Origin of the sequence: Glycomyces arizonensis DSM 44726 (assembly GCF_000482705.1) — a bacterium.
Taxonomy (GTDB): domain Bacteria; phylum Actinomycetota; class Actinomycetes; order Mycobacteriales; family Micromonosporaceae; genus Glycomyces; species Glycomyces arizonensis.
This window is the reverse complement of record NZ_AXWO01000004.1, coordinates 12950-33842: the sequence shown is the minus strand read 5'-3', so window position 1 is coordinate 33842 and position 20893 is coordinate 12950. Positions and strand designations below refer to the sequence as shown.

The following is a 20893-nucleotide window of genomic DNA, read 5'->3' as shown; positions in this document are numbered from 1 at the left end:
GGCCCGCCTACCTACACCAGAGAGGAATCCTCCCGTGGCAAGCATCAGCCTACGCCAAAAACAGGCGGCCGCACCAGAGCAAAACACCATCGTTTCCCCAGCTCACTCCCACCGGGTGAGCGGGCCGGACCCTGCCCTCGGGCTGGTAGAGGCCTCGGGCCGCTACGACGCCGCCGGGCGGCGGCTATTCCTGCCGGACGGCTCCCCGGACCCGGACACTCCCGGTGCCTACCGCTACCGGCACGACCCCTCCACCTGCGACCCGACCGCGCCCGAGACCGACCCGGCGAACCCGCGCTACGAACCGCCGCACCTGCGCCACCGGCCCGGCGACGACTGGGAGATCGGCGGCAGGCCATACGATCCCGACGACCCCGGCCCCTACGGCTCCCCCGGCTGGTACCAGGATCAGCGCACCGGCCGCCACCGCCGAGCCGAACTGCCCGATCCGCTCCCGTCCGATACCGATGACGAGGAGCCGACCCGGCCCCACCGCCCCCTCCAGTCCGACCGACCCCGCCCCGATGCACGCCAGCGGTTCTGGCCCGCACCTCGGCAAGAAGGCGACTCCGAGGAGGAGCCCTACCGGTTCTCCAACCTCCGCGAGGACGCCTGGGACCGCTGGCTGATCGACTCCGAACCCCTGGCCGCCGCGCACCGCACGCCCCCGAGCCGCCGCTCGGCGATCGGCCGCGAAGCCGGGCTCGGGTGGGCACTGTGGACCGGCCTTGCCCAATGGCTGATCGCCTTGTTCACCGGCTCCCCGGCTCGGCGAGGTGAACGGCGGAGCCGCTCCCTCCCGCAACCGGGGCCGACCACCGAGTCCAGGCACAGGAGAGCTCCTGTCGCAAGGCGAACGGCTCCGCCGCCGCTGCCGCGCCAGGCCGGGCCAGTCGACCGGGCCGCGCGGGCCGACCGGGCCGCCGCCATGGCCCGCGCCGTCGCCGGAGCTCGGCGGGCCCGGACGGAGGCGGCCGCATGGGCGTAGGACGCACCGCGCCGCACCGGGTCCGCGCGGCCTACCTCCGCGCGTTGACCGCGCTGCCGATTCCCGACCGGTCGGCCCGCATGCCCGACCCCGTGCTGCTGACCGTCCTGGGCACCGCCGCCGTCGCAGGCCGGGACCTGGCCTTCTGCACCTTCACCGCCAGTCCACGCCTGTGGGTCGGCTTCGACAGCGCCGAGCCGAGGCCGTTCGGGTTCCTCACGGGACTCTCCAGCGGCGATCCCGACCTGTGGATCTCGGACTACGAGCACGAGACGTGGATCAGCGAGAGCGACCACGGCATGCGGATCAAGACGGCCGCCGTCAGGGTGTGGGAGGACGGCATCCGGGCCTGCGGCGGCTGACCGCCACCGGCCCGGCGGCCGAACGGCCGCCGGGCCGGTGCGCATTTCAGCGGTCGCTCATGCGAGTTCGCCTCGGACGGTTCGGGCGGCTTCGACCATGTTCGCCAGGGCGGGGCGAACCTCCTCGTACCGGCGGGTCTTCAGCCCGCAGTCGGGGTTGACCCAGATGCGCTTCGGGTCGACGGCGGCGACGGCGAGCCGCAGGGAGGCGGCCATCTCCTCGGCCGAGGGCACGCGCGGGGAGTGGATGTCCCACACGCCCGGGCCCACTTGGCGAAGCTTGCGAGCGGAGGATTGGTCCTGGCCGCGTCGGTGGTCGGCGCGGTCGAGGTCGGCGAGGACCTCCATCTTCGAACGGGACGCCTCGATCGAGGTCACGTCCGCGTCGAGGTCGGCGATCGCGTCGATGACGTCGCCGAACTCCGAGTAGCACAGGTGGGTGTGGATCTGCGTCTCGGGCCGCACGCCGGAGGTGGCGATGCGGAAGGCGCGCGTGGCCCACGCCTTGTAGGCGCCTCGGCCGTCCCGGCGCAGCGGCATGAGCTCGCGGAGGGCGGGCTCGTCGACCTGGATGATCGCGGTCCCGGCCGATTCGAGGTCGGCCACCTCGTCGCGCAGCGCCAGGGCCACTTGGTCGGCGGTGTCGGCCAGCGGCTGGTCGTCGCGGACGAACGACCACGCGAGGATGGTCACCGGGCCGGTGAGCATGCCCTTGACCGGCTTGTCGGTGAGCGACTGGGCGTACGAGGTCCACTCGGCGGTCATCGGGCCGGTGCGCGCGACGTCGGCGTAGAGGATCGGCGGGCGCACGCACCGCGAGCCGTACGACTGGACCCACCCGGCGGCGGTGGTCGCGAAGCCGGTGAGCTGCTCGGCGAAGTACTGGACCATGTCGTTGCGTTCGGGCTCGCCGTGGACGAGGACGTCGATGCCGAGCTTCTCCTGCTCGGCGATGACGGCGGCGATCTCGGCGCGCATGCGCGCGTGGTAATCGGCGTCGATCATCAGCCCGCGCCGGTGGGCGGCGCGAGCCTTGCGGAGCTCGGCGGTCTGCGGGAAGGAGCCGATGGTGGTGGTCGGCAACGTGGGCAGTTCGCCTTGCGCGGCGACGCGTTCGGCGTAGTCGACGCGGCGGTCGGCGTCCTCGGGGAGGGCGGCGAGGCGGGAGCGGACGGTCTCGTCGCGCCAGTCGTCCGGGGCCGCCGGGCGCTGGAGGCGCGGGGCGCCCGCTTCGGCGAGGCTCGCGATCTCGCGGAGCTTCTGGCGCGCGAACGCGAGCCGCTCCTTCAGCGACGCAGGCAGCTCGGTCTCGGCGTCCAGATCGACCGGGACGTGGAGCAGCGAGCACGAGGAGGAGACGCCGAGCCGGTCGGTGACGCGGTGGAGCCGTTCGAGGTCCGCGGCGGCGGCGAGCAGGTCGGTGCGCCAGATGTTGCGTCCGTCGACCACTCCGGCCGAGACGAATGTTTCACGTGAAACATCCAGCGACTCAAGGACGTCGATGTCGACGCGCCCGCGGACGAGGTCGAGCGCGATGCCCGGGACGCCCGCCTCCACGAGCACCGGCAGTGATTCGCCAAGGGGCCCGTAGCCGCCGGTCACGAGCAGTTCCGCGACGCCGTTCAGATGCTCATAGGCCGCCTTGACCGCTTCGAGTTCGGCCTCGGTGCGGTCGGCGCACAGGGCGGGCTCGTCGAGCTGGATCCGGTCGGCGCCGGCCTCGACGAGTGCGGACAGGAGATCGGCATAGACGGCGGTGAGCTCGCCGATGCGGTCGAGCGGCTCGAAGCCGCTCGGGGCGTCGCCGGTCGCCTTGGCCAGCAGCAGGAACGAGACCGGCCCGAGCAGGATGGGGCGGGCGTCCAGACCACGCTCGCGGGCTTCGCGGTACTCGGCCAGGGCCTTGCCGGGCCTGGCGTGGAAAGCGGTGTCGGGCCCGATCTCGGGGACCAGGTAGTGGTAGTTCGTGTCGAACCACTTCGTCATCTCGAGCGGCGCGGCGGTGTCGTCGCCGCGCGCGGCGGCGAAATAGGAGGCCAGTTCGGTTTCGCGGCGGTGCCTGGGCGCGATCGCGTCGACCGCTACGGCGGTGTCGAGCACGTGGTCGTACAGCGAGAACACGCCGGTCGGGACGGAGTCCATTCCCGCCGAGGCGAGGTCGTCGAGCATTTCGGAGCGGATCGCGGCGGCGGCCGCTTCGAGCCCGGCCTCGTCGAGCCGCCCCGACCAGTGCGCCTCGACGGCGCGTTTGAGTTCGCGGCCCGCGCCGATGCGCGGGTAGCCGAGGACCGTGGCGTGCACGGTCTTCTTCGAGTCGTTCATGTGTCAGTTCCCTCGAACGTGCGACAGCGTGGACCGCGCGCCCATGCGCGCGGCACACCGGCAGGTATTCGGACTCGCGGGCTCCTCCACGGACTCGCGACTCGCAAGCCTCACCGAGGCCGGGCCTTCACCCGGTGCCTACCGGCCGTCGCTTCCCAGGTCCCATCCCTATAGATTATATCCTATAGCTATAACATATATTACATCTTATATCCTATAACTCGTATCTTATACGATATAGGACATAGGAAGATCGCAGGTTATATATTATAAAATATAAGTTATAGGATCGGGACCAAGTGCTCTTGACGGCTTTCGTTCCCACTCACCGCTGCGGGGCAGTCCTGGATTCGCACCAGGTTCCCTCTTGGCCGGGGCGACTGGCCGCCGTCCCGGAACCGGCGTCGACTCCGATGGTACGGGCGGGCATGGCGTCACCGGCCGTTCGGCGATGCACATGTAGGCGTGCACCACTGGTTCCCAGTGGCCGGGATCGGTATCGTCACGGGCGAAACCGCACCAGCACGGAGGAACCATGAGCGATCGACCCGTCGCCGTCGTCACCGGGGCCAGCAGCGGCATCGGCGCCGCCTCGGCGAAAGCCCTGGCGCGAGCCGGATTCGACGTGGTGCTCGGCGCCCGGCGCGCCGACCGCCTCGCCGAAGTCGCCGCCGAATGTAGCGGGACGCCGCTGCCGCTGGACGTCACCGACGACACCTCCGTGGAAGCGTTTGCCTCCCGGATCGAGCGCTGCGACGTACTGGTCAACAACGCCGGCGGCGCGTTCGGGCTCGCCTCGGTCGCCGAGGCCGACCTGGACGACTGGCAGCGGATGTACGAGGTCAACGTCCTCGGCACCGTGCGCGTCACCAAGGCGCTGCTGCCGCGGCTCATCGCCTCCGGCGACGGGCAGGTCGTCACGATCGCCTCGATCGCCGCCCACGAGCCGTACCCCGGCGGCTCCGGCTACAACGCCGCCAAGCACGCCGAGGCCGCACTCACCCGCGTCCTGCGCCTGGAGCTCGTCGGGCAGCCGGTGCGCGTCTGCGAGATCGACCCCGGCATGGTCGAGACCGAGTTCAGCGTCGTCCGCTTCGAGGGCGACCGCGAGAAGGCCGATGCCGTCTACCGCGGCATGACGCCGCTGACCGCCGACGACGTCGCCGAGTCCGTCGCCTGGGTGGCGACGCGCCCCGCGCACGTCAACATCGACCGGCTCACGATCACACCCCGCGACCAGGCCGCCGCGCAGATCGTCCACCGCGTCGAAGGCTGAGGCCCCCGCCTGAGAACGGGCCTCAGGAGTCCGCCGGCGGCGGGGCCAGTCCGTCGGTCAGCATCGCGGCCACCTCGCGCGCCGCGTCGAGGATCTCCTCGTCGCCGACGTCGATGTTCTTCGCCGCGATCGCGGCGTTCTGGATGCTCAAGAACGCCATGCGGACCCGCAACAGGCTGCGCACGGGCGCGTGGGGACCGACGACCAGGTCGGCGGCGCGGTCGAGGAGCCCCATCAGTCGCTCCCGGTCGACGGTCCCGGTGTCGCGCAGCGCGGCGTGGTTCATGGCGGCGAAGCGTATGAGCCGCAGGCCGGGGTCGGCGACGGCCGAGAGCCACTCCGAGACGAGCGCGGCCGAGCGCTCCGGCGACGGCGGCTGCGACTCGGCCCGCTCCAGCACACCCTCGATGGCCTCCAGGTAACTGTCGAAGAAGCCGCCGACGATCGACTCCTTGCTCTTGAAGTGGTAGTAGAGCGCCGCCTTGCTGATGCCGAGCCGCTCGGCGATCTCGCGCATCGAGGTCGCCTCGTAGCCCTGCTCGGTGAACAGCTCCAGGGCGACGTCGCGAATCTCGGCACGGGTGTCGCTGCCCTTGCGGCGCTCCCTGACCGTCGGCTCGCTCTGCTGTGTCAATGCTTTCCTTTCTGCTGGCCACGCGCCATGCGGGAACCCCAGTTGCTTACCGACCGGTAAGTCAGTATACTGACTTACCGGTCGGTAAGCAGATTCATACCAGAAAGGCTACCTCGTGACCACTACGAGCGAACACGGGGCCGCGACCCCACCGGACACCGAAGGCGGCGGCCTCGGATTCAGCCACCGCCGCATCGTCGTCACCATGTCCAGCCTGGCCATCGCCATGCTGCTCGCGATGCTCGACAACATGATCGTCGCTCCCGCGCTGCCGACGATCGTGGGCGAACTCGGCGGACTCGAACACCTCGCCTGGGTCGCCACCGGGTACATCCTCGCCACCACCGTCGCCACGCCGATCTGGGGCAAACTCGGCGACCTCTTCGGACGCCGCATCGTCTTCGTCAGCGCGATCGGCGTGTTCCTGGTCGGATCGATCCTCTGCGGCGTCTCCCAGGACATGGGCCAGCTCATCGCCTTCCGCGCCGTCCAGGGCCTCGGCGCCGGCGGCCTGATCGTCGGCGTCATGTCCATCCTCGGCGAGATGATCCCGCCACGCGAGCGAGGCAAATACCAGGGCATCATGATGGCCGTCATGCCCGTCGCCATGATCGCCGGCCCGTTCGTCGGCGGCTACATCACCGACAACCTCGACTGGCGCTGGGCCTTCTACGTCAACCTGCCCCTCGGGGCGGTCGCCCTCGTCATCTGCTGGATCACCCTCCGGACGCTGCCGAAGGGCACCGGCGGGGCCAGGATCGACTGGACCGGCACCGGCCTGCTCGCCGTGTGGATCACCGCGCTGGTGCTCGTCATCAGCTGGGGCGGCACCGATTACGACTGGGACTCGCCCCAGATCCTCGGCCTCGCGGCGCTGGCAGTCGCCGGATTCGCCGCTTTCATCATCGTGGAGCGCCGCGTCGCCGAACCGGTGATGCCGCTGCGGGTCTTCAAGAGCCGCAACTTCGCACTGGCCTCCGCGATCTCCTTCATCGCCGGATTCGCCATGTTCGGCGCCGTGGGCTACCTGCCGCAGTTCCAGCAGTTCGTCCAGGGCTCCTCGGCGACGAACAGCGGCCTGCTGCTCATGCCGATGATGATCGCCGCAATGGTCGTCAGCGTCGGCGGCGGCATCTTCATCAGCCGCACCGGCCGCTACAAGGCCCTGCCGGTCGGCGGCACCGTCCTCGTGACCATCGGCCTCTTCCTGTTCTCCACGGTCGACGTCGACACCGGCGTCATCGCCACCGGCGTCTACATGGTGGTGCTCGGGATCGGACTCGGCGGCCTCATGCAGACCAGCACCCTCATCGCGCAGAACAGCGTGGCCCTGCGCGACATCGGCGCGGGCACCGGCGCCGTCACCTTCATGCGGAACATGGGCTCGTCGATCGGCGTCGCGCTCCTCGGCGCGATCTACACCCACCAGCTCATCGGCTCGCTCGAAGACGCCGGGGCCGACGGCGCGGCGATCGCCGCCGGCGCCAACTCCATGACCCCCGAGCTCCTGCGCGGCCTCCCGGACGCCGCCGTGGCACTGTTCCAGCGGGCGGTCACCGAGGGCATCGCCTCGCTGTTCCTGTGGGGCGCCGTCGCCTCCGTGCTCGGGATCGTCGCCGCGGTGCTGGTGCGGCACGTGCCGCTGCGCACCGGAAAGAAGCCCGAACCGGAGCCCGAACCGGAGGAGGCGGACGCGGCTACGCGGTCAACGTGAACGCCGGCGAGGTCCACTGCTCCCAGTGATCCTGGTTCGACGCGTCGCCGAGGGCCTTGAGCACGCGGACCTCGACGCGCCACTGCCCCGGTTCGAGCACGCCCGGCACCGCCTCGTCGAACTCCGCGAGGTCTATGACGAGCGTGTCGTCCGGCCCCGGCGAGCGCCCGAGGAACCGCTCGCGGTGCCACTCGACGACCTCGCCGGTGTCGACGTGCTCGACGCTCAGCTCCATCGCGGCCGGGGCGTGGTTCAGGTAGATCATCGCGGACGGCAGCTCGCCGCCCGCGATGCTGAAGGTCTCGCCGTCCTTGAGGTCGCGGTAGTCGACCTCCCCGGTCTCGGAGTCCTCGCCGATCGCGACGCCCAGCTTCGGGTACTCGGGGTGCTCCAGGACCGGAATGGCGAGGTAGTCGCCGAAGTAACCGGAGTACGCGGCCGCCAGCGGCACGCCGCCGTCCTCGGGCTCGGCCACGACGCGCCCGCCGAAGACGCTCCCTTCGGGCAGTTCGGCGCTCGGCGTGACCGTCACGGTCACCGCCGCGGTCGCACCGGGGCGCAGCTCGACGGTCTCCGGTTCGAACTTCACCGACGACTCGGCGACGTCGAAGCCGGTGTCCCGGATGTCGCCGGTGGTGGCGATCGCCATCTGGTGCCGCATCCGATAGGTCACGGTCGACCACGAACGCGAGGTCAGCTCGAACGTGAACGTGCGCGGCCCGGTGCCGTCGCCGACGTTGACGCCGCTGGGGGACAGTGCTCCCTCGGCCCCGAGCGCGGCCATCACGTCGATCACGCCGGTGCCCTGCCGATGCGTCGCCTCCAGATGGCCCAGGTCCGGGTTCTCGCCCCACATGACGGGCTCCGCCGTGTTGGCCAGGCGGGTCCGCACCTGTGCCGGGTCGAGATCGGGTTCGACCTCCAGCAGCAGCGCCGCGGCCCCGGCGACGTGCGGCGCGGCCATCGACGTGCCCGACAGGGACGCGTACGAGCCGTCCTTGACCGGGTAGGTCGACCAGACGCCGCCGCCGGGCGCGGACAGGTCGGGCTTGAGCGTCAGGTCCGGCGCGGGCCCGTAGGAGCTGAACGCCGAGACGAGCCCGCCGCGCGGCAGGTCGACCATGACGGTGCCGCCGGTGAACTCGAGCCGCGGCTCGGCGCCGATCTCGGCCAGGTCCTTCAGGTCCTCGCCGTCGGCCTGGGTGATGCCCACCAGCGGCACGCCGAGGTCGTCGACCCCGCCGCCGCCGAAGGGCCCGGACCGGTCGTTGTAGATGACGACGCCGGTGGCGCCCTCGGCGACGGCCCGCTCGTACTTCTCCTTGAAGGTGCAGGTGCCGCGCACGATCAAGGCCGCCTTGCCGTCGACGTCGTTCTCGGAGGCGTCCTCGGCGCAGGCCCGCCCGAGCCAGACGAGCGGGTCGGTGGCCGTGTCCGGTTCGGGCTCGGGCACCGCCTCGACGGGCTTGTAGCCGATGGACCGGCCGAGGGCCTCGACGCGGGCCTCGCTCAACCGCTCGGCGGGGTTGTCGGTGGAGGCGACGCCGATGACGTCGGCGCCGACGCCCGGCGCGGCGCCGGAGTAGACGCCGGACTCCCCGGCGTTGCCGATGGAGGCGACGACCACGACGCCCTTGTCGGTGAGCGTGTCGGCGGCCTCGGCGGTCGGGTAGTCGGGCCACTGGAACGCCTGGCCCAGTGAGAGGTTGACGACGTCCATGCCGTCGAGGAGGGCGGCCTCCAAGGCCTGCATGACCACTTCGGCGCTGGTGCTGCCCTCGCAGCCGAAGACCCGGTAGGCGCCGAGCTCGACGTCGGGCGCGACGCCGGTGACCTCGCCGTCGGCGCCGACGATCCCGGCGACGTGGGTGCCGTGTCCGGCGCAGTCGGCCGGGTCGTCGTCGGGCGCGGGGACGGCGGTCTCGGGCTCGTCGGCGTTGTAGTCGTCGCCGACGAAGTCGGTGCCGAACGCGACGCGGCAACCGTCGCCGAAGCAGCCTCCCAAGTCGGGGTGGGTGTAGTCGATGCCGGTGTCGATGACGCCGACCTTGACGCCGCTGCCGTCGATGCCGTACTCGTGGGCCTCGGCGGCGCCCGTGGTGGCCGTGGCGAGCGCCAGCTCGGTCTGCCTGTCGGGCCGGGCGGGCCCGGAGAGCTCGACGTCGGCCCAGACCTGGTCGACGGCGCCGACCGCTTCGAGCCGGTGGGCGGTGGCCGCGTCGGCGTCGATGGAGACGCCGTGCCAGATCCGCTCGAAGTCGTGGCGGATCGTGAAGTCCAGGCCCGGGGCGGCGTCCTCGAGGTCGGCGGCCGTGACGCCGGGGTCGAGTTCGACGAGCCAGACGTCCTGCGGCGCCTCCTCGGCGGCCTGCGCCGCCGAGGACAGCGTGGCGAGTGGCAGCAGCAGCGCGGCGGCGAGCGCCAGGGTGCGGTGGCCCGGCATCAGGGGTCCTCTCCGTTCGGTGGCAGGAACCCCGATGTTCGGCCATATGGAGGGGCGAGCGGGGGACGCGGGCCCGGCGTGTCTCCTAAATGAACAGCAGGTGGGCAAGGGCGAACCCCGCCAGGCCCGCCCCGAGCCCACCGGCGAGGTTCGCGGCGACGTTCCACAGTGCGTGGTTCCAGCGCCCGTCCTCGACGAGCAGCAGCGTCTCATAGGAGAGCGTGGAGTAGGTGGTCAGCGCGCCGCAGAAGCCGACGGCGAGCAGCGCGGTCCAGCCGGGGTCGGCCACGGCAACGGCGAGGAAGACGGCCAGGCCCGACCCGGCGACGTTGACCACGAGCGTGCCCCACGGCAGGCGGCGGCCCGCGTAGTGGGCGACCACGAGGTCGGTCAGGAAGCGCAGGGGCGCACCGAGGGCCGCGCCGAGGGCCACGAGCAGCAGCGTCACTCGTCCGCCTCTCTCCTGCGGACCAGGAGGCGGCGCGTCGCCCACATGCCGACGGCGGCGGCCACGAGTGCGGCGGCCATGGTGGCGAACGCGAAGATGAGGGCGAGGAGTGCGGCGCCGGCGTTCGCGGCCGCGCCGATGTCGACGATGTAGGTCGAGAAGGTGGTGAAGCCGCCGAGCACGCCGACGCCGAGGAACGGCCTCAGGTGCGCCGGGCCGGGGGCGACCTCGGTGATGGTGACCATGAGGACGCCGATGAGGAGGCCGCCGACGAGGTTGGCGGTGAACGTGGCAATGTCGAATACGGCAACGCCGAACGAGCCGGTCACGGAGGGAAGGGCGACGGTGAGGCCGTGGCGGGCGAGTGCGCCGACGGCGCCGCCGAGGGCGACGGCGGCGAGCACCGATCCGGGCGTCGCCCGAAGCACCTGGCTCAAGCGGGGGCCTTGCTGCTTTCGGGGCACCATTCGAATGTAGCGGCCGCCCCGCCTCACGTTCCCCGAGGCAAACGTGAAAGCGGATATTTGCTGATTTGCCCCCTTTGGGGGACCCCTTTATTCAACGCTACGCTCGGTGTCCGACAGGAAACGCTGCGCGGCGGCGTTGTCCACAGGTTTGTCCACAGCCCCGTCGCGTCCACGGCGCCGCCTTGTCCGCAGCGCTGTCTGCTCCGCAGCGCTGCCGCGCGGATATGCGTTCGATCACCGAACCTTGCGCTCGCGGCCCCGCGGTTCGTAGAGTTGATCCGCGATGAGCTACACCGTTACGAACCAGCACCTGACACGCAGGCGTCACCTCGACTTCTGCCGCGTGTCGACCGTCCTGTGTCGTTAGCTCGATCCACCTCACCGGCGGGCTCGCCGACGTCACCCTCTTCTCCGCTGGACCGGGCCCCTTCCAGCGATCGTCAAGTCTTCCGGCAGCCGCACCGCGCGGCGCTCTGCGCCGTGCCGCCTGCCCGATATCAGAGGTGCTCTCACATGTCCGAAACCGATGCCGCGGTCGAGCCGAAGCGGCGGCGGAAGATCCCGTTCGCCGCGCAGCTCCTGATCGGCCTGGCGCTCGGCCTGGCCTTGGGCTACGCCGCCCGCCAATGGTCGCTCGCCTGGCTCGGCACCACCCTGGAGACGGTCGGCACGCTGTTCGTGCAGCTGCTGTTCCTGATCGTCCCGTTCCTCGTCTTCACCGCGATCGTCGCCTCGATCGCCAACCTGCGCAACCTTGCCAACGCCGGGCGCCTGGTCGCCAAGACGCTCGGCTGGTTCCTCGCCACGTCCCTGATCGCCGTCGCGATCGGCCTGACGATCGGCCTGCTCACCAACCCCGGCGGGGGCATCGCCCTCGACGCCGCGGCCGAGCGGCCCGAGACGACCGGCTCGTGGACCGACTTCCTGACCGGCATCATCCCGACCAACGTCGTCGACGCCTTCGTGAACGTCAACGTCCTCCAGATCGTGTTCATCGCGATCATCGCCGGCGCGGCCGCCGCGAAGATCGGCGACAAGGCCGAGGCGTTCCTCAAGTTCAACCAGTCCGCGCTCGACCTGGTCCAGAAGGCCCTGTGGTGGGTGATCCGCCTGGCGCCCATCGGCACCGCCGCCCTGATCGGCAAGTCGGTGTACTCCTACGGCTGGGACCTGCTGGGCCAGTTCGCGGTGTTCAGCATCGACATCTACGTCGGCACGCTGCTGGTGATGCTCGTGGTCTACCCGATCCTGCTGCGCTTCGCCGCGAGGGTCTCTCCGGTGCAGTTCCTGAAGAAGGCCTGGCCGGCGATCCAGTTCGCGTTCGTGTCGCGCTCCTCGGTGGGCACGATGCCGCTGGCGCAGCGCACCGTCGTCGAGCGGCTCGGCGTGAGCCGCGACTACGCCTCGTTCGCCTCGCCGTTCGGCGCCACGACCAAGATGGACGGCTGCGCCGCGGTCTACCCGGCGATCGCCGCGATCTTCGTCGCGCAGGTCTACGGCATCGACCTGGCCGTCCAGGACTACCTCCTGATCGCGTTCGTCTCGGTCATCGGCTCGGCGGCCACCGCCGGGCTCACCGGCGCGACGGTCATGCTGACGCTGACGCTGTCCACACTGGGTCTGCCGCTGGAGGGCGTCGGCCTGCTGCTGGCGATCGACCCGATCATGGACATGATCCGCACCGCCACCAACGTGGCCGGGCAGATGACCGTCCCGGTGCTGGTCGCGAAGTCCGAAGGGCTGCTGGACCAGAAGGTGTACGACGCCCCGCCGCAGCCGCTGGACGGGCCGATCGATGAGGCGAAGCCGTCGCCGGAGGCCGAGCCGCTCAAGCCGGAGCTGCAACCGGCCACTTAGGTCTTTTCCTCCTCTCCTGAAGCGAGGGGCCGTCCCGTCCGGGGCGGCCCCTCGCGCTTTATCGCCTCAGCCGGTCGTTGACCGCGAGCACGGGGTCGGACCGTGCAGCAGGCGTGCCGATGCCGTGCAACCGCGCACCAGAGTGTGCCTCGGTCGCCGATCTCGGCGACCGCGATCGGCCTTGGAGGACCCGATGTCCCAGCGCACGGCGAGGTACCGGGAGGCGCTCGCCGTGCCGGAGTTCCGGGTGCTCTGGATCGCCCAGGCGCAGTCCCGGATCGGCGACCAGCTCGCCAAGGTCGCACTGGCGCTGCTGGTGTTCGACCGGACGTCCTCTCCGGCGCTGACGACGCTGGTCTACGCGCTGACGTTCCTGCCGCCGCTGCTCACCGCGCCGCTGCTCGCCGGGCTGGCCGACCGGTACTCCCGGCGCACGGTCATGGTGGTCATCGAGCTGCTGCGGGCCTCGCTCATCGGGTCGATGGCGGTCCCCGCCCTGCCGCTGCCGGTGGTGGCCGTCCTGCTCGTGGCGGCCACCTGCCCCCAGCCGCTGTTCTCGGCCGCCCGCAGCGCCGCCCTCCCCAATGTGCTCGAAGGCGAGCGCTACCCGGTCGGCATGAGCATCATGACGTCGACCAACGGTCTGGCGCAGGTGCTCGGCTTCACCGCCGGAGGCGCGTTCGTCGCCTTCTTCGGCAGCCCGCACCTCGTGCTCGCCGTGGACGCCGCCACGTTCCTGCTGTCGGCCGCGCTCCTGCGGTGGGGTCTGCGCCCGCATCGCCCCTTGGTGGCGCCCGACGCCGCCGGGCCCGCCGCCCGCGGCGGGTTCGCGCTGGCGGGTATCGCGCTGATCGCGAAGGACCGCAAGCTGCTCGGCCTGGCGTCGCTGGTGTGGATCTTCTCGGCCTCTACCTGGCGCCGGAGGCTTTGGCGGCGCCGTACGCGCACCAGATCGGGTCCGGTGAGGCGTCGGTCGGGGTGCTCATGGCCGCGGACGTGGTCGGCATGGTGATCGGCTCGTTCCTGGTCGGCAGGCTCGGTCCCGTCCTGCGGCAGCGGCTGCTGGTGCCCGCGGCGGTGGGGACCGGGGTGCCGCTGCTGGCCACCTTCGCGGGGCCCGGACCGGCGGTGACCGTGGCACTGTGGGCGCTCTCGGGGCTGCTGGCCGACTACGCAGTCCTCGCTCAGATCGCGTTCACGCAGCTGGTGCCGGACGCACTGCGCGCTCGCGCGATCGGGCTCGCCTCGGCCGGTCTGCGGACCGCCCAGGGTGTGGGAGTCCTGATCGCCGGAGTCCTGGCCGAACTGATGCCCGCGTCGGCGGCGATCGCGGCTTGCGCCGCCACCGGTTCGCTCGGCGCGCTGGCCGTCGGCGCGGTCTGCCGCCTCGACAAACGACAGGAACGGAGGGAAGGCGATGAACCGCGAACACGACTGGTCCTGAAGCCGACCGAGAACGTCGGAGCGCCATTGGAACCCACCGGCGCCCCAGAGGGGAGGGAACCATGAGCCGCCGCGAAGTCGAATGGAGTTAGCAGCCATCGGGCGGGGCACGGCATCGGGCCGTGCTCCGCCGTCAGTGGTCGACGAGCCCGTTGCGGTAGGCCCACACCACCGTCTGGACCCGGTCCCTGGCGCCGATCTTCGCCATGGCGCGGCCCAGGTGCGACTTGACGGTGCTGGTCTCCACGAACAGCTCCCGCGCGATCTCGGCGTTGGACATGCCGCGCGCGAGCAGCAGCACGATCTCGGTCTCCCGGGCGGTGAGCACCTCGGCCGCGCCCGGTGAGGGCTCGGCCTTCCTGCGGCGCCTGGCGAACTCGGTGATCACCCGCCTCGTGACCGCCTGGTCGACCAGTCCCTCACCGGCGGCGAGCTTCCTGACCGCCTCGGCCAGTTCCTCCGGTTCGCAGTCTTTGAGGATGAACCCGTTCGCGCCCGCCTCCAGCGCGCCGAAGACGTAGTCGTCCAGGTCGAAGGTGGTGACGACCAGGACCGCGGGGCGCTCCCCGTCCCGTTCGGCGACGATCCGGCGCGTCGCCTCGATCCCATCGCCGCCGGGCATGCGCACGTCCATGCAGACGACATCCGGGTGCAGGCGCGCGGTCTCCTTCACCGCGGCCGGGCCGTTCGAGGCCTCGCCGACGACCTCGATGTCCCCGGCCTCCTCCAGCAGCACGCGGTATCCCGCGCGCACCACCGCCTGGTCGTCCACGAGCAGCGTCTTGATCACGTCCGGTCTCCCGTCTCGAACTCGATGTCCTCGGCCCGCCGCTCGGTGTCGCGGACCGGCAGTGCCACCCTCACGCGCCAACCGCCGTCGCCGGTCGGACCGGCGGTGAAGTCGGCCCCGACGAGGTCGGCGCGTTCGCGCATGCCGACCAGGCCCGTTCCACCTCGCCCGACGTCGGCGAGCTCGCCGCGCGACGAGTGCCCGTTCGTCACTTCGAGCACCACGTCCTTGTCGCCGTAGGCGAGCCGGATTCGCACGCTCGCCCCGGGCGCGTGCTGCCTGGCGTTGGTCAGTGCCTGCTGGGCGATCCGGTAGAGCGAGATGTCGGCGATCGGCGGCAGCCGCAGCGGCTCGCCCGAGCACTCGGATTCCACTTCGGATCCGAGCTGACGGGCCTCGGCCATCAGCGCCGGGAGCGCCGAGACGCCCGGGACGGGGGCGTTGCCGTCGGTGTCGGTGTCGCGCAGCAGCCCCACGACCTGCCGGAGGTTCTCCAGTGTCGCCTTGCCCTGCGAGCGGATCCACGCCGCCCCCGACTTGGCCGCCTCGGCGTCCCGGCCGATCAGCCGCTCCACCGCCGCCGCTTGGATGACCATGCCCGAGAGGTGGTGCGCGGCCACGTCGTGGAGTTCGCGGGCGATGCGGGCCCGCTCGGCGATGACGGCGGCCTCGGCCCGCTCCCGGTGCGCCCGGAGCACCGCGGTCGCCCGTTCACGATCGAGCGCGGCGTTGCGGCGCCGGGCCGCCACGTACATACCGATGAGCGCGGCGGCGGTGAGGACCACCGCGTTCGAGGTCAGGTGGTTCGTCACCACGGCGAACATGGCGTCCTCGCCCAGGCTCGCCGCCGCCGCGGCGGCCGTCGGGGCGAGCACCGCGGTGGCGGCGACGGCGATCGTGAACCGGAGGCTCGCGATGCTGCCGATGGTGTAGACGGCGACGGCCGGGCCGATGCCGTTGCCCGAGATGCCGGGCGCGACGGCGGTCATGGCCATCTGGCAGGCCATGACCGCCGCGACGCACAGCACGGGACGCAGGCGCCGCAGGCACAGCAGCAGCGATTGGACGACGCCGAACGCGGTGATGGTCCATCCCTCGGCGGCCGACAGGTCGATCGTCGGGTCGGTCGGAGCCAGCCTGGTCAGGGTCGCGAACATCCCGAAGGTGAGCACCGCGACGACCAGCGCCAGGACGGCGTCCCGGGGGAACGTCCCGCGGATCCCGAAGCGGGACAGCAGGGCGTCCAGGCGCCTGAGGAGGGTCGGCAGGGCCGTCGCGGATGCTTTGGGGCTTCCGGTCATGTGGTTCATCTTCACTCGCCCTTTCGCATCGGCGACGGCCGCCTCGTCAGTGGCAGATGTTCAGGTCAGTAGGAGATGTTCGGGGACAGGAGCTGGAACTGGACGGCGAAGTTGCCGACCGCCGACAGGGCCAGCAGCGTCAGCACGGTCCCGGCCACGGGCTTCCAGCCGGACTTGCGGCGGATCTCGCCGACCAGCTTGGCGATCGCGGGGACCATGCCCAGCGCGCCGATCAGCTGGAGCGCCTGCACGGCGCGGATCGCGGCGGCCGGGGGATCGGTGAGGCCCATGACGGTGAGCACGATCGTCACCCATCCGGCGAGCGCCAGGACGGTGCAGGCGGCGCCGACTCGGACCAGGATGCGCATCGGGCGGCCGTCGCGTTCCGGGGCGGGACGCCCGCGCAGCTTGCGGTAGATCGCGCCGGCCGGCCAGGCGAGCAGCCCGAGGAGGAGCACTGCGGTGGCGCCGATGAGGATCGGCAGTCCGATGGCGCGGTCGGTCTCGAGCGGCAGCAGCGTGAAGGCCGCGTCGTGGACGATGCCGGTGACCTCGCCGCCGTCCGTCCGGACGGCGATCGTGCGGTCGCCGCCCACTTCTCGCCAGGTGGACTCGCCGGTCTGCTCGTAGACGCCGGGCTTGCCGGTGCCGGGGTCGGCCTCGAAGTACAGGCGGCCGTCGTCGAGGGCGGTGATCTCGGTCGTCATGAACAGGTCGAGCGCGGACAGGAAGGTGCTGTGGAAGCCCCGCGAGGAGACGTAGGTCCCGGCGATCCGCTCGGCGTTCGCCCGCATGGTCGCCTCGTCGACGGTCGCGGTCGGGGCCTCGTCGGCGGGGAGGTAGCGGTCGGTGAAGCCGTCCATGAGGTCCGCGCGCAGGCCGAGGGTGTCGGCGTCCTCGCCGCCGGAGCTGTTGAGCGCGATGAAGACCCCGGTCCCGTCGTCGGGGTAGAGCTGGAGGTGCGAGTGGAAGAAGTTGCTGTCGCCGCCGTGGCCGACGATGCGGTGGCCGCCCCGGTCCTCCTGGAACCAGCCCAGGGTCATCCGCTCCGACTCGGCGAAGCCGCCCAGGGACTCCTCGGTGAGCGCCGGGGTGAACATCTGCTCGCGGGTCTCGTCGGCCAGCAGGGACTGCTCGGGGAGGGAGCCGAGTTGGGCGAGCATGAACCGGGCCATGTCGTTCGCGGATATCGACAGCGCCCCGGCGGGCGGGGTGCCGACCATCTCGAACTCCTGGGCCGGGCCGGAGCCGTCCAGGTAGCCGTTCGAGACGCGGTCGCTCAGGTCGCTTGGGAGCGGCTGGCGGAACGAGGAGGCGTCCATGCCGAGCGGCTCGAAGAGGTGGTGCTCCATGTAGGCCTCGAAGGGCTCGCCGCTGACGCGCTGGACGATGTAGCCGGCCAGGGCGTTGCCGTAGTTGGAGTAGGAGGGCGTCGTGCCGGGGCGGTACACCTGCTCGGGCGGGTCGGTGGCGAGGACCTCGCGGAGGTCGACGGGCTCGTCGCCGTAGGCGATGAGGCCGCGGAGGCGCTCCTCGAACCCGGCGGTGTGGGTGAGCAGGTGCCGCAGGGTGATGTCGTCGTCGTACTCGCGCTCCAGCTCGAAGTCGAGGTATCGCGAGACGTCGGCGTCGAGGTCGAGTTCACCCTGTTCGACCAGCTGCATCACGGCGGTGGCGGTGAAGACCTTCGACACCGACGCGACGCGGAACAGCGTCTCCTCGGGGTCGGCCTCGACCGGCTCGGAGCCGTCGTCGCCGGTGTCGGCGTAGCCGAAGCCGCGGGTGGTGACGACGGCGCCGTCGTTCACGACCGCGACGACGGCCCCGGCGATCCCGTTGCGCTCCAGTTGCTCGGGGAGCGTGCCGTCGAGCCAGGCGTCGACGTTCGCCTTTGTCAGTGCTTCGGGGGCGGCGCTGTCGCCTGCCGGAGGTTCGGGGAGGTCGGGGTCGGTCTGGCCGCAGGCGGCGGTGGTCGCGATGAGCGCGGCGGCGCCGAACGCGGCTCCGATCCGGGCCGCGATGCCGCTCGTCTTGCGGCGGGGCGCGGTTGCACTGGCGTGCATGTCAGCTCCTGGTGAGTTGGTCTGTCCTGTGAGGAATTGCTTGATCGCCGATGCGATCGGTGCGGGAAACCCTTGCGTTCGAACAAATCCATCTTCACTGGGAGGAGCGGCCCGCGACGACTGGCGCGAGTCGGAAATCGGCTTGCGACCTTTGGGGGAGGCGGCGGCCCCGGCCTTGCGCCGCGCGGCGGAGCCCACCCGTATCGAACCGGGTCGCAATCCGTTTCAGGAACCGGCGACGCCGTACTTTCGGGAGCGCGGTCGCCGGGACGGCCGCGGTGGAGGGGCCTCGCCCCTTCGCGGCGAGCCGGACGCCGCCGTCGGCGGCGTTTCGCTATGCCGCGTCGCCGATGCGGCGTTCCAGCCCGTCGAGCACGACCTGGAGTCCGAACTCGAAGGACAGTTCGGGCGTCTCATAGGACATGCTGCCGTCGGCGAACAGGGCCGACGTGTTGGGGAACCGCTCGCGGGCGCGCGGGTCGGCCATGAAGTCGAACCACTGCGCACCGGCGTAGCTCTCCTGGACCTCGGGCTGGACCCCGCCGCGGACGAAGCCGTTGACGACCATGACCGCGGCCAGCCGCTCCGCCCCCGACAGGCGGGTCGACTCGAGCGCGCCCAGGCCCTGATCGAGCCAGGAGACCTCGTTGGGGCCGACGGGCCGGTCCTCGGTGACCAGCGGCAGCGCCCACGGGTGGGCGAGGAAGTACGCGCGCGTGGCCCTGGCCCACTCGGCCACCGCCTCCCGCCAGCCGCGGTCGGCCGACAGGTCCGGGGCGGGGCCGATGGCCGTGTCGTGCATGAGCGCGACGAGCTGCTCCTTGCCGTCGACGTGGCGGTAGAGGGACATGACGCCGCAGTCGAGGCGCTCGGCGACGCGCTTCATGGAGACCTTCTGGAGCCCTTCGGCGTCGGCGATGGCGATGGCCTCGGCGACGATCTGCTCGCGGCTGAGCCCGGCCGGGCGCCCGCGCGGCGGGCGGGCGGCGTCGCCCCACAGCAGTTCGCGGACGTCCTGCCCCATGCGCGCTCCTTTCCCGGCCGGTGATGCGAACTGAAGACTACGTCGTTCCTCGGCGCCCCTCTCCATCACCGATTTAGCGTATAGTCTACGCTAATTAGCGTATGAGATACGCATCCGTCCGCCCCCGCATGATCGGAGCGCACCATGGCGCAGGACACCACCCCGCTCTCCGCCGCACCCGCACCGCCGCCCGCCGAGACCGGGCCCAAGTGGTACAAGCGCCCGTGGATCGTGCCGCTGTTCGCGGTCGCCGTCCTGTTCGTGGCGCTGCGGCTGCCGTCCTACCTGAGCTTCGACACCGGCGACGCCCTGGTCGAGCTCCAGGAGGACTTCCCCGAAACGCACTACCTGCTGCTCAGCGGCCACATCGCGTTCGGCTCGATCGCGCTGCTGACGTGCAGCATGCAGGTCTGGCCGTGGCTGCGGAAGGCGCATCCCAGGATCCACCGCGCCTCGGGGCGCCTCTACGTGTTCGCGGGCGTGGTCCCCTCCGGCATCCTGGCCGGCGTGGTGAGCGTCGTGTCCGTGGTGGGCCCGCCCGGGAAGATCGGCAACCTCATGCTGACGGCGCTGTGGTTCTGGACGACCTTCGCCGGGCTGCGCGCCGCGCGGCAGCGCCGCTTCAAGGACCACCGCCGGTGGATGGTCCGCAGCTTCGCCCTGTGCTTCTCGATCGTGGCCAACCGGCTGTGGATCGGGATCCTCGTGATGGCGCTGCTGCCGTTCGTCGACGGCTACTACGCCGGTGACACGGAGGCGATGTTCGCGGACGTCGCCGTCGCTTCGATCTGGATCAGCTGGATCGTCAACCTGATGATCGCCCAGTGGTGGCTCGACCGGCGCCCCAAGTCCCGCAGACGAAGCGCCATCCCGCGCCAGGCCACCGCCACCACCGCCTGACCGCGACGGGAAACCGGGCACGGGTGGCGTCCGTTTCCGGATGCCGCCCGGCGGTCTCCCATTCGCCGAACGGTTTCGACGCCGGGGGTCTCGTGGCCCGATGGCTCGCAGCGGGCCCTGGCTCGGCGCGGCTCAGGAGTCGATCGTGTCCGCCAGGCCGCGCAGCCCCGCGGCGATCTCGGCCGGGCCCGGTGCGGTGTCCGGGTTGCTCAACCACTGCATGACGACCCCGCTCACCAGCGCCAGCTGCACCGCGCCGACCGTGCGGCCGGTATCGTCGTCGACGTCTTCCTCGAGCTCGCCGGTGGCCAGCGCGGCCATCGCCGCGAAGGCGCCCGGCTGCCCCTTCGCGTACTCCTCCAGCAGCTCCGGCGACCGCTGCGCCTGGAGGAACAGCTCGAAACTGGCCATCCACAGCGGACGATGCTGCTGGAAATGCCCGATGAGCAGGTTCCAGACCGCCGCGAACCGACCCGACCCCTGCGGCACGTCGAGCGAGGCCAGCGCCTCCTTCAGCCCGGCGTCCCATTCGTGCAGCGAGGTGAACAGCGCCTGCTGCAGCAGTGCCTCCCTTGAGCCGTAGTGGTAGCCGATCGCGGCCATGCTCACTCCGGCCGCGGAAGCGATGTCGCGCACCGTGGTCCGGTCGTAGCCCTTCTCCAGCAGACATTTCTTGGCCCCGTCGAGCAGCGCCTCGCGATTTCCCATGGGCCGATCCTAGCAATGAACTGGGCATTTTCCTAGATCATTTGCATAGATCGCGAGCCTTAGGCAAATTTTTTGCGCGATCGCATTGCACGTTTGCCCAAATCCTTGGTACGGTTCTCCCGCAAGCGCGACCACCACCCCGGTCCCGAACGG

At 71.1% G+C, this 20893-nt stretch carries 18 protein-coding genes and 1 riboswitch; of the genes, 8 read left to right on the top strand and 10 right to left on the bottom strand.

The features are described 5' to 3' along the window. Positions 1-115 precede the first annotated feature (115 nt). Positions 116-988 (top strand): hypothetical protein, encoded by an 873-nt coding sequence (locus H613_RS0106270; protein ID WP_026923142.1) that lies wholly within the window; start codon positions 116-118, stop codon positions 986-988. Then, positions 979-1350 carry a hypothetical protein gene (locus H613_RS0106265; protein ID WP_026923141.1) on the top strand — a complete coding sequence of 124 codons (372 nt, stop codon included), beginning with the start codon at positions 979-981 and terminating at the stop codon, positions 1348-1350. The genes H613_RS0106270 and H613_RS0106265 overlap by 10 nt, the downstream gene beginning before the upstream one ends. 57 nt (positions 1351-1407) lie before the next feature. On the opposite strand, the gene metE is transcribed toward H613_RS0106265, so the two are convergent. Then, a complete protein-coding gene (metE, locus tag H613_RS0106260; protein WP_026923140.1) occupies positions 1408-3672 on the bottom strand; it encodes a 5-methyltetrahydropteroyltriglutamate--homocysteine S-methyltransferase in 2265 nt (754 codons plus the stop codon). 42 nt (positions 3673-3714) lie between these two features. After that, a riboswitch (cobalamin riboswitch) is annotated at positions 3715-4090 on the bottom strand. Between the two features lie 117 nt (positions 4091-4207). Between metE and H613_RS0106255 the strand changes: the two genes are divergently transcribed. Further along, positions 4208-4948 carry an SDR family NAD(P)-dependent oxidoreductase gene (locus H613_RS0106255; protein WP_026923139.1) on the top strand — a complete coding sequence of 247 codons (741 nt, stop codon included), beginning with the start codon at positions 4208-4210 and terminating at the stop codon, positions 4946-4948. A 22-nt stretch (positions 4949-4970) separates the two neighbouring features. Here the strand turns inward: H613_RS0106255 and H613_RS24755 are convergent, their stop codons facing one another. Next, on the bottom strand, positions 4971-5582 hold the full coding sequence (locus H613_RS24755) for a TetR/AcrR family transcriptional regulator (RefSeq protein WP_035736655.1): 612 nt from the start codon (positions 5580-5582) through the stop codon (positions 4971-4973). Positions 5583-5697: 115 nt separating this feature from the next. Between H613_RS24755 and H613_RS24750 the strand changes: the two genes are divergently transcribed. Further along, positions 5698-7296 carry an MDR family MFS transporter gene (locus tag H613_RS24750; protein WP_084546405.1) on the top strand — a complete coding sequence of 533 codons (1599 nt, stop codon included), beginning with the start codon at positions 5698-5700 and terminating at the stop codon, positions 7294-7296. Here the strand turns inward: H613_RS24750 and H613_RS0106240 are convergent. The 3 genes from H613_RS0106240 to H613_RS0106230 form a co-directional block, all read right to left on the bottom strand. After that, positions 7280-9739: a S8 family serine peptidase gene (locus H613_RS0106240; RefSeq protein WP_026923138.1), complete on the bottom strand. Its 2460-nt coding sequence runs from the start codon at positions 9737-9739 to the stop codon at positions 7280-7282. The two genes, H613_RS24750 and H613_RS0106240, sit on opposite strands and share 17 nt — an antisense overlap. A gap of 85 nt (positions 9740-9824) precedes the next feature. After that, positions 9825-10187: a fluoride efflux transporter FluC gene (locus H613_RS0106235; RefSeq protein ID WP_026923137.1), complete on the bottom strand. Its 363-nt coding sequence runs from the start codon at positions 10185-10187 to the stop codon at positions 9825-9827. After that, on the bottom strand, positions 10184-10615 hold the full coding sequence (locus H613_RS0106230) for a fluoride efflux transporter FluC (RefSeq protein ID WP_245598500.1): 432 nt from the start codon (positions 10613-10615) through the stop codon (positions 10184-10186). The genes H613_RS0106235 and H613_RS0106230 overlap by 4 nt, the downstream gene beginning before the upstream one ends. Positions 10616-11167: 552 nt before the next feature. On the opposite strand from H613_RS0106230, the gene H613_RS0106225 reads away from it, so the two are divergent. From H613_RS0106225 to H613_RS28945, 3 genes are all read left to right on the top strand, one after another. Further along, complete coding sequence (locus H613_RS0106225) at positions 11168-12511, top strand: dicarboxylate/amino acid:cation symporter (RefSeq protein ID WP_026923135.1); 1344 nt, start codon at positions 11168-11170, stop codon at positions 12509-12511. Between the two features lie 193 nt (positions 12512-12704). After that, entirely contained in the window at positions 12705-13523 is an 819-nt protein-coding gene (locus tag H613_RS24745) for an MFS transporter (protein ID WP_051393018.1), read from the top strand. Continuing rightward, entirely contained in the window at positions 13496-14020 is a 525-nt protein-coding gene (locus tag H613_RS28945) for an MFS transporter (RefSeq protein ID WP_245598493.1), read from the top strand. Before H613_RS24745 ends, H613_RS28945 begins: the two co-directional genes overlap by 28 nt. A gap of 67 nt (positions 14021-14087) precedes the next feature. On the opposite strand, the gene H613_RS0106215 is transcribed toward H613_RS28945, so the two are convergent. The 4 genes from H613_RS0106215 to H613_RS0106200 form a co-directional block, all read right to left on the bottom strand. After that, complete coding sequence (locus H613_RS0106215) at positions 14088-14744, bottom strand: response regulator (protein WP_026923134.1); 657 nt, start codon at positions 14742-14744, stop codon at positions 14088-14090. Further along, positions 14741-16045 (bottom strand): sensor histidine kinase, encoded by a 1305-nt coding sequence (locus H613_RS0106210; RefSeq protein ID WP_169731959.1) that lies wholly within the window; start codon positions 16043-16045, stop codon positions 14741-14743. Before H613_RS0106210 ends, H613_RS0106215 begins: the two co-directional genes overlap by 4 nt. Positions 16046-16110: 65 nt before the next feature. Continuing rightward, a complete protein-coding gene (locus tag H613_RS0106205) occupies positions 16111-18108 on the bottom strand; it encodes a serine hydrolase domain-containing protein (protein WP_026923132.1) in 1998 nt (665 codons plus the stop codon). A 334-nt stretch (positions 18109-18442) separates the two neighbouring features. Continuing rightward, positions 18443-19132, bottom strand: a complete 690-nt coding sequence (locus H613_RS0106200) for a TetR/AcrR family transcriptional regulator (RefSeq protein ID WP_026923131.1) — start codon at positions 19130-19132, stop codon at positions 18443-18445. Between the two features lie 144 nt (positions 19133-19276). Here H613_RS0106200 and H613_RS24740 point away from each other — a divergent pair, with 144 nt between their 5' ends. Beyond that, on the top strand, positions 19277-20032 hold the full coding sequence (locus tag H613_RS24740; RefSeq protein ID WP_035736640.1) for a DUF2306 domain-containing protein: 756 nt from the start codon (positions 19277-19279) through the stop codon (positions 20030-20032). A gap of 132 nt (positions 20033-20164) precedes the next feature. On the opposite strand, the gene H613_RS0106190 is transcribed toward H613_RS24740, so the two are convergent. Further along, on the bottom strand, positions 20165-20740 hold the full coding sequence (locus tag H613_RS0106190; RefSeq protein ID WP_026923130.1) for a TetR/AcrR family transcriptional regulator: 576 nt from the start codon (positions 20738-20740) through the stop codon (positions 20165-20167). Positions 20741-20893: the final 153 nt, after the last annotated feature.